This is a genomic window from Bradyrhizobium sp. USDA 4538, assembly GCF_024171045.1.
Taxonomy (GTDB): domain Bacteria; phylum Pseudomonadota; class Alphaproteobacteria; order Rhizobiales; family Xanthobacteraceae; genus Bradyrhizobium; species Bradyrhizobium australafricanum.
On the sequence record NZ_JALJZE010000001.1, the window covers coordinates 7,620,688 to 7,635,482 of the forward strand.

Consider the following 14,795-nt stretch of genomic DNA (forward strand, 5'->3'; position numbering starts at 1 on the left):
GCGTCGGGCCAAAGGCCCCGGTCGAAAACGGCCGCGTTACAGCGCCCGCACTGTGCACAGATGCGGGCGCTCGACGCTGACCTCAGGTCGATTTCATTCCGCTGCGGAAATCAGCGCGGTTTGGCTGACCCGCGTCTCGCCCTTGAGATTGTCGACGGTGACGTGTGTGTCGTACCAGGTCAGCCGCGGCCGGACTCCAAACCGTCCGGTGAGCTCGACGATCTTGGCCTCGGTAAACCATGCCTCGGCCGCCTCTCGGCTCTCCCAGAGATAGACGCCGCCGGTACCGGCCTCTCCATTGAGATAGTCTTTGCGGATCAGCCCCTTTGTTGCGAGCTTTCGGTAAATAGGGGCGGTGCCCATGCCACCCCTGATGGCCTGTTCTTCAGTTCGTTTCGGAAGGTCGAATTGAACGACGACGATACACTGTGCCATCCCTGTTCTCCGATCTGAGCCCCATGGTGTCAGACTCGCTCGGCGGCACGCCGATCAACTCCGACACTACAGGATTTATCCAACGCTTGTCCCGAATTGACGGGTTCCGTTTCGCGATTTCGATGCGAATTGATGTGATCGCCATGGGCCCGACGACATCAGGCCGTTGGGTAGGCCAGAAGGTGGGCGGGGCGCTGCTGTTGACCTCATGTCGCGTTTTCACGAGACTGTTGCTGGACGCCCCGCGATGGCGGGGCCAGGGCCCTCAACATTCTCTCGGATCCTCCAGAAACCTCTCGTGAGTGGCAGGCAGAACAATTTCCTCGCTCAGGCGCTGCAACAAGGTGCCTTGGCGTTGCGGGCGCAGCAGTTTGCTCAGGCCGAGCAGATTGCGACGAACGTCCTGAAATCGAACCGCACGGACAGACACGCCGCGCTTCTTCTTGCGCATGCCCTGATGGGGCAGAACCGGGGAGGCGAGGCGATCGCCGCGCTCGAGCGCGTTGCCCGTCGCGGCGACGATGGAGAGGTCGAGACGTTGCTCGGCGCGTTGCTGTGCGGCGCGGGCCGCGTCACCGACGGCATCGCACAGCTTCGGCGCACGGCGGCACGCCGCCCGCCATATTTTCCGTCCTTTCAAGAACTCGCCGGGCAGCTTGCCAAGGCCGGGCAACACGACGAGGCGATCAGCACGATCGAGGCCGGTCTCGCGCTGGCCCCTGAGAGCGTCGACCTGAAGCTCGATCTCGGGCGCCTGTTGCAGGAGACCAATGACATCGCGCGGGCTGCAAGCGTCCTGACGGCGGCACGTGATGCCGCGCCGGGACGCCCCGACATTCTCAACCAGCTCGGGCGGGTCCTGATCCTCCGTGGCGACTACGCCGCAGCCGCGGATGCGTTCCGCCGCGTGCTCGCGCAATACCCGGATGATCGCTCAACCCGCGCCCACCTCGCCACCTGCCTTTTCGAGCAGGGGGAGCGCGATGCTGCCGAGGCAGCGCTGCGCTCGGTGATGCGCGGTCAGCCCCAGCTGTTTGGACGCGCGGCATTCGTCATGGCCTCGGGATCTCATGGCCGCTTCTTCTTCTCCCAGAGCGCCGCTGCGAAGTTCCTCGGCGGGGAGTGAGATTGAGCGCGCGGCGGACGGCATTCCGCCATGCCTTACGCCCTGAAGTTTCTCCGGTAGAGGTTCGGCTGCCGTCTGAGCTCGGTGCGGAGTTCGCCGACCCGCTTGGCGTCTTCGGCGGTGAACGGCGTTGCCTGCGCGGTCCAGTCGTCTCGCTTGACGGGAATACATTGCGCGATCGGAGTCCCCTTGGGGAGGACGCCTCTGAAATTCCTGTCGTGCCAGTACGCCGGAAAGTGCACCCAATTGTCGGCATAGAGGTCGGAATTGACCAGGCCGCTGAGTGTGGTGAATGGCAGGTCGAAGCGGTTGACGGGATGGGTGAAGTAGATCGCGTAGCCTTCCGGGGCTTCGACGGTCCACAAATTGTGGAATTTGAGAAAGAAGCGGCCCTCTTCAAACAGCGGAGTGCCGGTGACCTGACCCGGGTCGTGGAAGCCGATCGGTGAGCGTGGGAATTCCGGCGTGCCTCCCGGCGGCAGGTCCTGGTCCCAGGTGATTTCGCCGTCCTCGACCTTGAGATCGCAAACCAGCGGCAGCAAGAACCCGCAGGTCATCGCATCGACGAACGGCGGGCAGCGCTTGATGGTGTCCTCGTCGTGCAGGTTGATCGAGGAGAAGGCCGTCGCCGGCATGGCCTTGAGCCAGTCGGGAACGCCCTGGGCCGCCGGTATGGGGGCCGGTATCAGTCCGTCAAGCTCCGTCGGACAGCGGAATTTGAGCGTCAGCTTGCTATTGGTCGACATTGGGCGCTCCGATTTCGGATCGACCTACATGAATGCGTCGCAAAGGTGAAGCGTGCGCTCACCGGCCAGGATCGCCGCTAGCTGACGAGATACTTCGCGACGGCCGACTCGTTCCACTCGATGCCGAGCCCGGGACCGCGAGCGGTCACGGCGCCGTCGACGATTTCGGCGGGCCTTGTGAGGATCGCGCCGGCGAAGTCGAGGAACTCGAGCCAGTGCGCGGTCGGCGTCACCGCGAGCAGATGCGCGCTGACTTCCGCGAACAGATGGCTCGACATCGGGATCGATGCGGCGTCGGCTTGGCCCGCGACCTGCATCCAGCCGGTGACGCCGCCGACCTTCATCACGTCGGGCATGATGAAGTCGGACGCGCCGGCCGCGATCGCTTCGGCAAAGCCGCGCGGAAACCACCAGTTCTCGCCGGCCTGGATCGGCGTCGGCGAGGTCTCGCGGACCTTGGCGTGGCCGGACAGACTCTCCTGCGGCACCGGCTCCTCGATCCAGTGCAAATCGTAGGGCGCAAGGCGGGCGATGCGGCGGGTCGCCTCCGCCGGATCGAGCGACTGGTTGAAGTCGATCATCAACGCAATGTCGGGGCCGAGCAGGGCGCGCACGCCCTTCACGACGCGCTCGTCATTGGCGGCATCACCGTCGCCGCCCTTGATCTTGATGCCCTTGAAGCCCTGGTCGAGCGAGCGGCGCAGCGCGCCCTCGTCGGCGACGGGATCGACTACGCCGTAGCTGTCATAGGCCTTGATCGGCTTCGCCGAGCCGCCGAGCAGTTCGACCAGCGGCCGGCCGGCAAGCTGTCCGAGTACATCCCAATACGCCATGTCGAGACCGGATACCGCCATGCCGACCAGGCCCTGCCAGCCGAGCAGCCGAAACCTGGCGTCCATCGCCTTCATCAGGTCGAACGGCGCGACCGGCTTGCCGATGAGCTCGCGGCCGATCTCCTCGATCAGATAGGCAAGTGCTCTAAGCGTGAGCTTGCTGTAGGCGAAGATATAGGTGCGGCCGGTAACGCCTTGGTCGGTCTCGACATCGATCAGAACCAGCGGGCCGGAATCGATCACGCCGAAGGCGTTCTTCACAGGGCGCTTGAGCGGCACCACGACGCTTCGCGCACGAACTCCGCGGATCGCTGCAACTGTCTGGCTCATGGACGTTTCCTCTTTTTGTTATTGGACACTGTACCATCGGACCAGCCGCGGCGCGGCCCAGTCGGTCGCGACCTGCTCGACCAGATAGCGGCCGGGATATTCGGCAAGGAAGGCGATGCGCTGGGTCTGGCCCGGCTCAATCGCGAGCGTGTCGAGCCAGAACGGCTTCCAGCCGTCGTCGAGCCGGTCGAGCAGACGGAAGTGATGGCCGTGCAGATGAAACACGCTGGCGATCGGGCCGCGGTTGGTCAGCGCGAGCACAACCGGCCGGCCGGCTTTGGCCTGAAAGGCCGGAGCGGCTGATGGCTTGAAGTCCGCCGGCCGGAACCATTCGGTCGGCGTGCCGAGGGTTAGCTCGAACCTTGCGGCGCTCTTGAGATCGAGCTGAGCGGGCATGTCGTTGCCGGGCAGCGGCGGTGCCGGCGGGAACGGCGCCGAGCGGACCGGCGGGTCGTTCGAGACGGCCAGCTTGCCGACCGGGCGAGCCTGCTTGCCGTCGTGCAGCAGGATCGGAAAGCTGGTTCCGGCCGGTCCGGCGGCGTCGACGAAGACATCGGTGCGGCTGCCGGGAGCGAGGACGAGCGCACCGTTGCGGGCCGAAAACGGTTCGGCCGGCTGGCCGTCGATGGCCATCACACGGACGTCGAGGTTCTCCAGCTTGATCGCCAACACGCTGCGTTGGCTGCCGTTGATAAAGCGGAGTCTGAGGCGGGCATTGGCCGGTGCGGAGATATCGTATGAGGTTTTCCCGTTAATCGTATGAATTTGCGTCGAATCTTTTGGATCATTGCCGGCCGGGATTGCGCTTCCGTCCGGCCGCAGGCGCCACTCCTCGATCAGCAGGACCTCGTCGTGGTCGACCGCGACCGGCGAGGTGCCGGTCACGATCAGCGGCCGCGGCCGTGCCGGCGCCGTGCCGCCATCGCCGATCAGCGGCTCGCACAGGAAGGTGCCGGCATGCCGAAGCGGCAGCTGGAAGCTATCCTTGGCCCCGGCGGCAAGCAGCGCCCGGGAGGCCAGTGGCTCCGCCGCCGCGACGCCGTCGAGCCCGCGGCAGTCCAGCGCGGCCGCGACCGGCAGGTCATTGCCAAAGGTCACGTCAAGGACCTCGCCGCGTTTGAAGCGGAGGTCGCCGCTGCCGAGCGACCAGACCGATGTCTCCGGTCCGCCAGGACCCGGTCCGTCCGGACGAAGCGAGATGCGGTCAGGTTTGGCCTGGAGCGCGACCGCGGTCCGGCCCTGCGCCGCGCCGGTGGCCGGCAGAGCGGGGCAAAGCGCCGCGGCGCCGAGGGCGGCGATCAGGTTGCGCCGGGTGAGTGAAAATTCGGGACTTGCGGGAGGACTTGCCATCCGGCCGATGCGGACCATTTTCAAGAGTACCTGTCCAGTCGCGATCGGTCGCAGGGCGGGCTCAACAGCGGCCATTTTTTTGCTGCGAACCGGTGGGCGCATGTTATAAGCCCGGCCGCCCGCGGCATCGCGGCCGGACTGGGATGCTTTTCGCGCGGGCGTGGCGGAACTGGTAGACGCGCTGGATTTAGGTTCCAGTGACGAAAGTTGTGGGGGTTCGAGTCCCTCCGCCCGCACCAAGCGCTTACAGCGTTTGCATGACGAATTCTTGGAGAACCTTTGGCCCCGATGGGGTGAGGGTTCGCCGAACCCACAGACGTTAGGCCGCAAGGCCCATCGTCGAACAGATTGAACACTGCCACGGCCGCTCGGGCCGCGGCAAAAGCGGAAGAAGATTGATACCATGCAGGTCACCGAGACCCTCAACGAGGGATTGAAGCACGAATTCAAGATCAGCGTCCCGGCATCCGATCTCGATGCCAAGGCGGACGCCAAGCTGGTCGACCTCAAGGACAAGGTCCGTCTCAACGGCTTCCGTCCCGGCAAGGTGCCGGTGGCGCATCTCAAGAAGATCTACGGCCGCTCGGTGATGGCCGAGACCATCGACCAGACCATCAGCGACACCAACCGGCAGATCTTCGAGGATCGCGGCTTCCGCCTCGCCGGCGAGCCGAAGATCACGATGCCGACCGAGAAGGACCAGGTCGAGGAATTGCTGTCGGGCAAGACCGACCTGACCTACACCGTCGCGATCGAGGTCGTGCCGCCGATCCAGCTCGCCGATTTCAAGTCGTTCTCGGTCGAGAAGCCGGTCGTCGAAGTCTCCGACGCCGATGTCGACGACGCCATCAAGCGGATCGCCGAAGGCAGCCGCCCGTACAATGCCAAGGCCGAGGGCGCGGCGGAGAAGGGCGACCGCGTCACCATCAGCTTCAAGGGCACCATCAACGGTGAAGCCTTCGAGGGCGGCACCGGCGAGGGCATCCAGGTCGTGATCGGCGCCGGCCAGTTCATCCCGGGCTTCGAGGAGCAGCTGATCGGCATCGGCACCAATGAGACTCGCACGCTGAAGGTCTCGTTCCCGAAGAACTATCTGAACGAGAAGCTCGCCGGCCAGCCGGCCGAGTTCGAGACCACCGCGACGCTGATCGAGGCGCCCGGTGAGACCACGATCGACGACGAGTTCGCCAAGACGCTGGGCCTGGAGTCGCTCGACAAGCTGAAGGAGGCCGCCCGCGAGCGCCTGACGGCCGAGTTCGCCGGCGCCACCCGCCAGAAGGTCAAGCGCGCGCTGCTCGACCGGCTCGACGAGAGCCACAAATTCGAGGCGCCGCCGTCGCTTGTCGCCGAAGAGTTCAATCTGATGTGGAACTCGATCAAGGCCGAGATGGACTCGTCCGGCAAGACCTTCGCCGACGAGAACACCACCGAGGAAGCGGCAAAGGAGGAGTACCACAAGATCGCCGACCGCCGCGTCCGCCTCGGCCTCGTGCTGTCGGAGATCGGCGAGAAGAACAAGATTACCGTGACCGACGACGAGGTGTCGCGCGCCGTGATCGAGCGCGCGCGCCAGATGCCCGGCCGCGAGAAGGAAGTCTGGGACTACTACCGCAGCAACGCCCAGGCGTTGGCCCAGCTCCGCGCCCCGATTTACGAGGACAAGGTTGTCGACTTCGTCCTGGAGCTCGCCAACGTGACCGAGAAGAAGGTCACCAAGGAGGAGCTGTTCAAGGATGAAGACGCCGAGAAAACTGCCGCTTAATTTCGGCACCTCGCGTTAATGATGAACCGCGAAAGCGCGCCTCGCGACGGGTCCCGTCGCTAGGCGCGAAGACGCGAATCAGCTTGAACTTCTGCGACCTGCCCAGGTGGCTAGTGCGGCGAGTTGACGGCCTTGTCGGCCGGAAATTGGCCCATATCTGGGTTAAGCCTTGAGGCAGTGGTCTTGAGCCAAGTAGTCTTGAGCCAAGTAGTCTTGAGCAAAGTTCTGCATCACCCCTAACCCTTGGGTTCTTTCATGCGCGATCCCGTTGAAACCTACATGAACCTCGTGCCGATGGTCGTCGAGCAGACTAATCGCGGCGAACGCGCCTACGACATTTTCTCGCGCCTGCTGAAAGAGCGCATCATCTTCGTCACCGGTCCGGTGGAAGACGGCATGTCGACGCTGATCGTCGCGCAGCTGCTGTTCCTCGAGGCCGAGAATCCGAAGAAGGAAATCTCGATGTACATCAACTCGCCGGGTGGCGTGGTGACGTCGGGCCTTGCGATCTACGACACGATGCAGTTCATCCGTCCGCCGGTATCGACGCTGTGCACGGGGCAGGCGGCCTCGATGGGCTCGCTGCTGCTGGCCGCCGGCGAGAAGGACATGCGCTTCACGCTGCCGAATTCCCGCATCATGGTGCACCAGCCGTCCGGCGGCTTCCAGGGCCAGGCCACCGACATCATGCTGCACGCGCAGGAGATCCTGAATCTCAAGAAGCGCCTCAACGAGATCTACGTGAAGCATACCGGTCAGACCTACAAGGCGATCGAGGACGCGCTGGAGCGCGACAAGTTCCTCACCGCCGAGGACGCCAAGGCGTTCGGCCTCGTCGACAAGGTCATCGACAAGCGTCCGGACGATCCGGCCGCCGCGAAGGCGGCCTGATCTGGGCAGGCATCTCGAGGCGTCGGTGTGATCTCCACATTGACGCCTCACATAACCGGCAAAAGCAGGGTGCTGGACCCGCCGGCGGGTGCATGCGCACAGCGGAAAGTTCCGCTTTCGTGCTCATATACCGACGTGGTAATCCCGCAACGTTCCGTGGATTTCGACGCGTATTCCACGTGCGATCGTTGAAAATCACGGTATTGTCACGGTCTTGAGCCGGCCATCCGATTAGCGAATTCTTGATAGTCGGGTGCCAGCATGGTTGGCTGTGATGCATCGGCTATGATCGCGGAGATTCGAATAAACCGTGATCCACACGGTCAGTATTGCGTAGGGTCTTTTTTGGTACGGAATTTGCTCTATCTACCCAACAGCCCGGTTGTGTGCCGGATTGGGTCGATCTGGCAAACAAGATCGAACGGCGGACGGAGATAATGAATGAGTAAGGTCGGCACGAGCGACGCCAAGAACACGCTATATTGCTCGTTCTGCGGCAAGAGCCAGCATGAAGTTCGCAAGCTGATTGCCGGACCGACTGTCTTCATTTGCGACGAGTGTGTCGAACTGTGCATGGACATCATTCGCGAGGAGAACAAGTCCTCGCTGGTGAAGTCGCGCGACGGCATCCCGACGCCGAAGGAAATCTGCAAGGTCCTGGACGACTACGTGATCGGCCAGAGCCATGCCAAGAAGGTGCTGTCGGTCGCCGTCCACAACCACTACAAGCGGCTCAACCATCAGACCAAGCACAACGACGTCGAACTGGCGAAGTCGAACATCCTGCTGATCGGTCCGACCGGTTCGGGCAAGACGCTGCTCGCGCAGACGCTGGCCCGCATCCTCGACGTGCCCTTCACCATGGCTGACGCGACGACGCTGACCGAAGCCGGCTATGTCGGCGAGGACGTCGAGAACATCATCCTGAAGCTGCTGCAGGCCGCCGACTACAACGTCGAGCGTGCGCAGCGCGGCATCGTCTATATCGACGAAATCGACAAGATCAGCCGCAAGTCGGACAACCCCTCGATCACCCGCGATGTGTCGGGCGAGGGCGTCCAGCAGGCGCTGCTGAAGATCATGGAAGGCACTGTGGCCTCGGTCCCGCCGCAGGGCGGCCGCAAGCATCCGCAGCAGGAGTTCCTGCAGGTAGATACCACCAATATCCTGTTCATCTGCGGCGGTGCGTTCTCGGGCCTCGAGAAGATCATCTCCGCGCGCGGCCGCTCGACCTCGATCGGCTTCGCGGCGCAGGTGCTCGCGCCGGAGGACCGCCGCACCGGCGAGATCTTCCGTCACGTCGAGCCGGAAGATCTGCTGAAGTACGGCTTGATCCCGGAATTCGTCGGCCGTCTGCCCGTCGTTGCGACGCTGGAGGACCTCGACGAGACCTCGCTGAAGAAGATCCTGACCGATCCGAAGAACGCGCTGGTGAAGCAGTACCAGCGGCTGTTCGAGATGGAGAACATCGAGCTGACCTTCGCCGACGAGGCGCTTGGCGCGGTCGCCCGCAAGGCGATCGAGCGCAAGACCGGCGCGCGCGGCCTGCGGTCGATCCTGGAGAGCATCCTGCTCGAAACCATGTTCGATCTCCCGGGCCTGGAAGGCGTCGAGGAAGTCGTTATCTCGCGCGAGGTCGTCGAGGGAACGGCGCGTCCACTCTACATCTACGCGGATCGTTCCGACCGCGCCGTCGAGAGCAGCGCGAGCGCCTAAACGGCGCTCGTCTCGACCCGCCAAAAATGCACGGCTGCCGGACGCTCCGGCGGCCGCCGTGGCGCAGCAGCGGCGCCCTTACGGCGTAGCAGCAAATGCTTGTTTAGCCTATATTTCCCGACACTTCTGAGACTTGACACCCCCCCGCCTGATAGCCACCTAATGCTATCGGTGAGGGATCTCATCCGTTGAGATTCGTCGCTTCACGATGCGGAATAAGCGGCTGCCGACGGCATTCTCATTCCGCATCACCAAGGCACCTTGTGGCGGTTGCGCAAGCAGGCGGACTGCGTGCAAGGGGGCACAACAAAAGGATTAGGCCATGACGACCTCAAAACCCCGGCCAACGATCGTCCACGGCGAAAGCCACTCCTATCCGGTGCTGCCGCTCCGCGACATCGTCGTCTTCCCGCACATGATCGTGCCGCTGTTCGTCGGCCGCGAGAAATCGATCCGCGCGCTCGAAGAGGTGATGAAGAACGACGCGCTGATCATGCTCGCGACGCAGAAGAACGCGTCCGATGACGATCCGGCACCCGATTCAATTTACGAGACCGGTACGCTCGCCAGCGTCCTGCAGCTCCTGAAACTGCCCGACGGCACCGTGAAGGTGCTGGTCGAGGGCCTCGAGCGCGCGCGCGTCGAGAAGTATTCCGACCGCAGCGAATATTACGAGGCGACCGCGGTCGCGCTCGCCGACACTGACGCCAACTCGGTCGAAGCCGAGGCGCTGGCGCGGTCGGTCGTGTCCGACTTCGAAAGCTATGTGAAGCTGAACAAGAAGATCTCCGCCGAAGTCGTCGGCGTGGTTCAGGCGATCACCGATTTCGCCAAGCTCGGCGATACCGTTGCTTCGCATCTCGCGGTCAAGATTGCCGACCGGCAAGCGATCCTGGAGACGTTGTCCGTCACGCAGCGCCTGGAGAAGGTGCTGGGCCTGATGGAAAGCGAGATCTCGGTGTTGCAGGTCGAGAAGCGCATCCGCTCGCGCGTCAAGCGCCAGATGGAGAAGACCCAGCGCGAGTATTACCTGAACGAGCAGATGAAGGCGATCCAGAAGGAGCTCGGCGACGACGAAGGTCGTGACGAGTTGGCCGATCTGGAGGAGAAGATCTCCAAGACCAAGCTGTCCAAGGAAGCACGCGAGAAGGCCCAGCACGAGCTGAAGAAGCTGCGCCAGATGTCGCCGATGTCGGCGGAAGCGACCGTCGTGCGCAACTACCTGGATTGGCTGCTGTCGATCCCGTGGGGCAAGAAGTCCAAGGTCAAGAAGGACCTCGAGGCCGCGCAGGCGGTGCTGGACTCCGATCACTACGGACTCGAGAAGGTCAAGGACCGTATCGTCGAGTATCTCGCGGTGCAGTCGCGCGCCAACAAGCTGACCGGACCGATCCTGTGCCTGGTCGGGCCTCCCGGCGTCGGCAAGACCTCGCTCGGCAAGTCGATTGCGAAGGCCACGGGGCGCGAATTCGTGCGCGTGTCGCTCGGCGGCGTGCGTGACGAGGCCGAGATCCGCGGTCACCGCCGCACCTATATCGGCTCGATGCCCGGCAAGATCATCCAGTCGATGCGCAAGGCGAAGACCTCGAACCCGCTGTTCCTGCTGGACGAGATCGACAAGATGGGCGCCGATTTCCGCGGCGATCCGTCGTCGGCGCTGCTTGAGGTCTTGGACCCCGAGCAGAACTCGACCTTCAACGACCACTACCTGGAGGTCGACTACGACCTGTCCAACGTGATGTTCATCACGACCGCGAATACGCTGAATATTCCCGGCCCGCTGATGGACCGCATGGAGATCATCCGGATCGCCGGCTACACGGAGAACGAGAAGGTCGAGATCGCGCGCAAGCATCTGATCCCGAGCGCGCTCTCCAAGCACGGTCTGGACTCCAAGGAATGGTCGATCGACGACGCGGCCTTGCTCTTGATGATCCGCCGCTACACCCGCGAAGCGGGCGTGCGTAACCTGGAGCGTGAGCTCTCCACACTCGCCCGCAAGGCGGTGAAGGAGCTGATGATCTCCAAGAAGAAGTCGGTGAAGGTCACCGAGGCGAACATCGAAGAGTTCCTCGGCGTTCCGAAGTATCGCTTCGGCGAGATCGACGACGAGGATCAGGTCGGTATCGTCACCGGTCTGGCCTGGACCGATGTCGGCGGCGAGTTGCTCACCATTGAAGGCGTCATGATGCCCGGCAAGGGCAAGATGACCGTCACGGGCAATCTGCGCGATGTGATGAAGGAGTCGATCTCGGCGGCGGCGTCCTACGTCCGCTCGCGGGCGATCGTCTACGGCATCGAACCGCCGATGTTCGACCGCCGCGACATCCACGTTCACGTGCCGGAGGGCGCAACGCCGAAGGACGGTCCGTCTGCCGGTGTTGCGATGGCCACCGCGATCATCTCGGTCATGACCGGCATTCCGGTCCGCCACGATGTCGCGATGACCGGCGAGATCACGCTGCGTGGTCGCGTGCTGCCGATCGGCGGTCTGAAGGAGAAGCTCCTGGCCGCCGCCCGCGGCGGCATCAAGACGGTGCTGATCCCGGAGGACAACGCCAAGGATCTCACGGAGATTTCCGATGCGATCAAGGGCGGCATGGACATCATTCCGGTCTCGCGGCTGGATGAGGTCGTCGCCAAGGCGCTGGTCCGCGTGCCCGCGCCGATCGTCTGGGAAGAGGAGACCAGCAAGGTCGACGTCAAGCCCGATGCTTCCGATGAAGCGTCCGGCGGCCTGACGGCGCACTGAAGCGAGCTGCGATCGACATAAGAAAACGGCGCCTTCGGGCGCCGTTTTTGTTTTCGCTGTTCGCGATCAGGTCGGGAAGGCTGCGGCTCTGTCCGCGGCGGCAAAGTGCGCCATCTGATCGGCATGCGCTTTTGCGAAAGCCGGCCGGGCCGTGGCGCGCGCGACGTAGTCGCGACACGCGGGATATTCCGCCAGTCCGTCGAAGCGGTCGACCAGGCGCAGCACATCCGCCATGAGAACGTCGGCGACGGAGAACGGCCCGGCCAGCCATTTGCGGCCCGCGAGCACCGGCTCCATGTGCCTGAGCCGGGATTGCAGGAAGCCGTCGAAGCGTGTCCATGCCGACGTGCCGCCGCTCTCGCCCGAGAATACCAGGAGCGACCAGGGCAGGCTCGCCATCTCGACCGAGTTGAGCGCTGCGAACAGCCATTTCAAAGCCTCGTTGCGTTGGTGCGGATCGGTCGGCAGCAGCGCGTCGCTGCGCTCGCCGAGATGCAGCAGGATCGCGCCGCTCTCGAAGATCGAGATGTCGCCGTCGGTCAGCCACGGCACCTGGCCGAACGGCTGGTGCGCGAAGTGCTCGGCGCTCCGATCGCGAAATGGCACGCTCGCAACGCGATACGGCAAGCGCGCCTCTTCCAGTGCCCAGCGCACGCGGAGGTCGCGCACAAATCCCCGCGGCATCTCCGGAACCCAATCGAAGGTGGTCAGCGTCAGGTCGGCCATTGGGTATCTCCATTTGCTGGCTTCACAGGCAAAAGGACGAACGAATGGCGCGCGTTCCGACACCCCGACGGGCTTTTTCGTCGTTGCGGTACGGAACGATCGAGTTGTCGACGTGGGTACGCCGGCGCCGGAACTAGTCTTTCCTCTCGACGACGAAGTTGCCGATCGCGCCGAGCGCCATCAGCACGCTGGTGCCGAGGAACACCGCGGCCATGCCGATATGTCCGCCGATGAAGCCGCCGGCGAGCGGGCCGATCACCTGGCCGGCATATTGCGCCGAGATCGAATAGCCGAGCATGCTGCCGGTGACCGCATCAGGCACGTTGTGCCGGATCACGCTCGCGATGCAGGGCAGGAGGCCGCCGAGCGCGAGCCCCATCAGGAAGCGCAGCAGGATCAACTGCCAGCCGCTGACCACAAAGGCCTGCGGGATCAACAGCAGCGCGGAGGCAGCAAGGCAGATGGTGATGATCCGCCAGTGGCCGACCCGATCGGCCAGCTTGCCGAGATGCGAGGACGACAAGAGGCTGCCGAAGGCTGCCGCCGACATCACGAGGCCGGCGACGAACGTCACCTGCGGTGCCTCGACCAGTTGCGCGACATAGACCGTGATGATCGGCTCGATCGACATGTTGGCGACCATCAGCAGCAGGCCCGTTCCCCACATCGCGACGACAGGGCGCTTGTCCGGAACCAGCGACCAGCCGCCGCGCGCCTTGCCGCCTTTCGCGGTCTTCGGGCGTGCTTCCTCGCGGATCAGGAACGTCGTGCCGAGGAAGGTGAAGAAGATGACGCCGCCGATCAGGAAGAATGTCGCGCGGATGCCGATCAGCCCCGGCAGCACGCCGCCGATCAAGGGACCGACCAGGCTGCCGGCCATGATGCCGGCCGACAGCACGCCGATCGCCCAGCCGGATCGCGCTTTCGGCGTCTGCGCCGCGACCAGCACGGTCGAACCCGACGCGTAGCCGCCGAGCAGGCCGGTCAGCAGCCGCAGGCCGACCAGCTCATAGACGTTGTGCGCCATGCCGATCAGCGACATCGCGATCGCCATGCCGAGGCTGGCGCGGATCAGCATCAGCTTGCGGCCGTAGCGATCGGCGAGCCGTCCCCACAGCGGCGCCGTCAGCGCCGCGCTGAAGAAGGTCGCGCCATAGGCGAAGCCCGACCATTGCACGATCGCGGCATGATCGGTCACGCCGAGCTGCTCGACATAGAGCGGCAGGAACGGCAGCAGCAGCGTCATCCCCACGATTGTCGTGAAGGAGCCGAACACGCAGACGATCAAATTGCGTTTCCAGGGGCCCGCGTCGAGCAGGGCTTCGCGATCGACTTCGATGTTCATGTCAGCGCAGCCCGATCACGGCGAAGCCGCGCGCCCGCAGGCCGCGGCGATCCTCGTTCAGCGAACGCAGCAGGCGATCACGGGTATCGGTGATGTGGTCGGCGGCCTCGCGCGCGGCGGCCTCCGGATCGTTGGCCTTGATGAAGCCGAGGATGCGCCGGTGCTCGCGCCAGGCCTGCTCACGCGAGGGCTCGGTCCACACTTCCAGCCAGCGCGCCCGCGACAGCCTCGTCATGGCGCCCGCGATCGCCTTGACGATGAAGGGATTGCCGGAGAGCCGCGCGATCTCGACATGGAAATCGGTGCCGACCCGATGCCATTCCTCGCGCGGCGCGCCGGACTGGCAGGCATCCAGCATCTCCTCGACGCCGGCGATATCGGCTGCGCTCGCCCGCGCGCAGGCGAGGCGCACCGCCGTCGTCTCCAGCGGAATCCGGAACTCGGCCAGCGCCTCCAGCTCACCGAGGTCGATCGGTGCGACGATCCAGTTGCGGCCGTCGCGGCGCACCAGCTCTTCGCCTTCGAGCCGGACCAGCGCGGCACGGATCGGCGTGCGCGATCCCTCGAACCGGCTCTCCAGCCAGCGCTCGGTCAGCCGCTCGCCGGGGCCCAGGTCGAGCGACAGGATCATCTCCCGGAGCTGGTCATGGATCTGAAGCATCTGCGACATGGCGCCGTCCTTTGGCCGCTCGTTGGCGGGCGCGGAATCTCCATCAGGCGGCTTTCGTATCCCGATTTGGTATCCCAAACAAGGCGGCTATGGGATACCACGTTGCTCCGTTA

At 64.3% G+C, this 14,795-nt stretch carries 12 protein-coding genes and 1 tRNA gene; 6 read left to right on the top strand and 7 right to left on the bottom strand.

The window, feature by feature from the left end:
- Nucleotides 1-93 precede the first annotated feature (93 nt).
- Complete coding sequence (locus J2R78_RS34960; protein ID WP_063790074.1) at nt 94-435, bottom strand: hypothetical protein; 342 nt, start codon at nt 433-435, stop codon at nt 94-96.
- Nucleotides 436-784: 349 nt separating this feature from the next.
- Between J2R78_RS34960 and J2R78_RS34965 the strand changes: the two genes are divergently transcribed.
- Nucleotides 785-1,561 carry a tetratricopeptide repeat protein gene (locus J2R78_RS34965; protein ID WP_253610001.1) on the top strand — a complete coding sequence of 259 codons (777 nt, stop codon included), beginning with the start codon at nt 785-787 and terminating at the stop codon, nt 1,559-1,561.
- Between the two features lie 35 nt (nt 1,562-1,596).
- Here the strand turns inward: J2R78_RS34965 and J2R78_RS34970 are convergent, their stop codons facing one another.
- The 3 genes from J2R78_RS34970 to J2R78_RS34980 form a co-directional block, all read right to left on the bottom strand.
- On the bottom strand, nt 1,597-2,307 hold the full coding sequence (locus tag J2R78_RS34970) for a hypothetical protein (protein WP_253608443.1): 711 nt from the start codon (nt 2,305-2,307) through the stop codon (nt 1,597-1,599).
- A gap of 77 nt (nt 2,308-2,384) precedes the next feature.
- Complete coding sequence (locus tag J2R78_RS34975) at nt 2,385-3,470, bottom strand: enolase C-terminal domain-like protein (RefSeq protein WP_253608444.1); 1,086 nt, start codon at nt 3,468-3,470, stop codon at nt 2,385-2,387.
- 18 nt (nt 3,471-3,488) lie between these two features.
- Nucleotides 3,489-4,838 carry a multicopper oxidase family protein gene (locus J2R78_RS34980; RefSeq protein ID WP_253610002.1) on the bottom strand — a complete coding sequence of 450 codons (1,350 nt, stop codon included), beginning with the start codon at nt 4,836-4,838 and terminating at the stop codon, nt 3,489-3,491.
- A gap of 136 nt (nt 4,839-4,974) precedes the next feature.
- On the opposite strand from J2R78_RS34980, the gene J2R78_RS34985 reads away from it, so the two are divergent.
- The 5 genes from J2R78_RS34985 to lon all read left to right on the top strand — a co-directional run bounded on the left by J2R78_RS34985 (nt 4,975) and on the right by lon (nt 11,941).
- Nucleotides 4,975-5,059: transfer RNA gene (locus tag J2R78_RS34985), tRNA-Leu, on the top strand.
- Between the two features lie 164 nt (nt 5,060-5,223).
- The gene (tig, locus tag J2R78_RS34990) at nt 5,224-6,582 is read left to right on the top strand and encodes a trigger factor (protein ID WP_253608445.1); all 1,359 of its coding nucleotides are present in this window, start codon (nt 5,224-5,226) and stop codon (nt 6,580-6,582) included.
- A 255-nt stretch (nt 6,583-6,837) separates the two neighbouring features.
- Nucleotides 6,838-7,473, top strand: coding sequence for an ATP-dependent Clp protease proteolytic subunit (locus tag J2R78_RS34995; RefSeq protein ID WP_016847729.1), 636 nt, complete (start codon nt 6,838-6,840; stop codon nt 7,471-7,473).
- Nucleotides 7,474-7,914: 441 nt separating this feature from the next.
- The gene (clpX, locus tag J2R78_RS35000) at nt 7,915-9,189 is read left to right on the top strand and encodes an ATP-dependent Clp protease ATP-binding subunit ClpX (protein WP_018271869.1); all 1,275 of its coding nucleotides are present in this window, start codon (nt 7,915-7,917) and stop codon (nt 9,187-9,189) included.
- Nucleotides 9,190-9,511: 322 nt separating this feature from the next.
- Nucleotides 9,512-11,941 (top strand): endopeptidase La, encoded by a 2,430-nt coding sequence (gene lon, locus J2R78_RS35005; RefSeq protein WP_028333951.1) that lies wholly within the window; start codon nt 9,512-9,514, stop codon nt 11,939-11,941.
- Nucleotides 11,942-12,007: 66 nt separating this feature from the next.
- On the opposite strand, the gene J2R78_RS35010 is transcribed toward lon, so the two are convergent.
- The 3 genes from J2R78_RS35010 to J2R78_RS35020 all read right to left on the bottom strand — a co-directional run bounded on the left by J2R78_RS35010 (nt 12,008) and on the right by J2R78_RS35020 (nt 14,682).
- Nucleotides 12,008-12,667, bottom strand: coding sequence for a glutathione S-transferase family protein (locus J2R78_RS35010; protein ID WP_253608446.1), 660 nt, complete (start codon nt 12,665-12,667; stop codon nt 12,008-12,010).
- Nucleotides 12,668-12,800: 133 nt separating this feature from the next.
- Nucleotides 12,801-14,012, bottom strand: a complete 1,212-nt coding sequence (locus J2R78_RS35015) for an MFS transporter (protein WP_253608447.1) — start codon at nt 14,010-14,012, stop codon at nt 12,801-12,803.
- Between the two features lies 1 nt (nt 14,013).
- Entirely contained in the window at nt 14,014-14,682 is a 669-nt protein-coding gene (locus tag J2R78_RS35020) for a GntR family transcriptional regulator (protein ID WP_028340149.1), read from the bottom strand.
- Nucleotides 14,683-14,795: the final 113 nt, after the last annotated feature.

Coding starts and splice junctions, on each gene's coding strand:
- J2R78_RS34960 (WP_063790074.1), bottom strand. CDS start 435: ATGGCACAGTGTATCGTCGTCGTTCAATTCGACCTTCCGAAACGAACT.
- J2R78_RS34970 (WP_253608443.1), bottom strand. CDS start 2,307: ATGTCGACCAATAGCAAGCTGACGCTCAAATTCCGCTGTCCGACGGAG.
- J2R78_RS34975 (WP_253608444.1), bottom strand. CDS start 3,470: ATGAGCCAGACAGTTGCAGCGATCCGCGGAGTTCGTGCGCGAAGCGTC.
- J2R78_RS34980 (WP_253610002.1), bottom strand. CDS start 4,838: ATGGTCCGCATCGGCCGGATGGCAAGTCCTCCCGCAAGTCCCGAATTT.
- tig (WP_253608445.1), top strand. CDS start 5,224: ATGCAGGTCACCGAGACCCTCAACGAGGGATTGAAGCACGAATTCAAG.
- J2R78_RS34995 (WP_016847729.1), top strand. CDS start 6,838: ATGCGCGATCCCGTTGAAACCTACATGAACCTCGTGCCGATGGTCGTC.
- clpX (WP_018271869.1), top strand. CDS start 7,915: ATGAGTAAGGTCGGCACGAGCGACGCCAAGAACACGCTATATTGCTCG.
- lon (WP_028333951.1), top strand. CDS start 9,512: ATGACGACCTCAAAACCCCGGCCAACGATCGTCCACGGCGAAAGCCAC.
- J2R78_RS35010 (WP_253608446.1), bottom strand. CDS start 12,667: ATGGCCGACCTGACGCTGACCACCTTCGATTGGGTTCCGGAGATGCCG.
- J2R78_RS35015 (WP_253608447.1), bottom strand. CDS start 14,012: ATGAACATCGAAGTCGATCGCGAAGCCCTGCTCGACGCGGGCCCCTGG.
- J2R78_RS35020 (WP_028340149.1), bottom strand. CDS start 14,682: ATGTCGCAGATGCTTCAGATCCATGACCAGCTCCGGGAGATGATCCTG.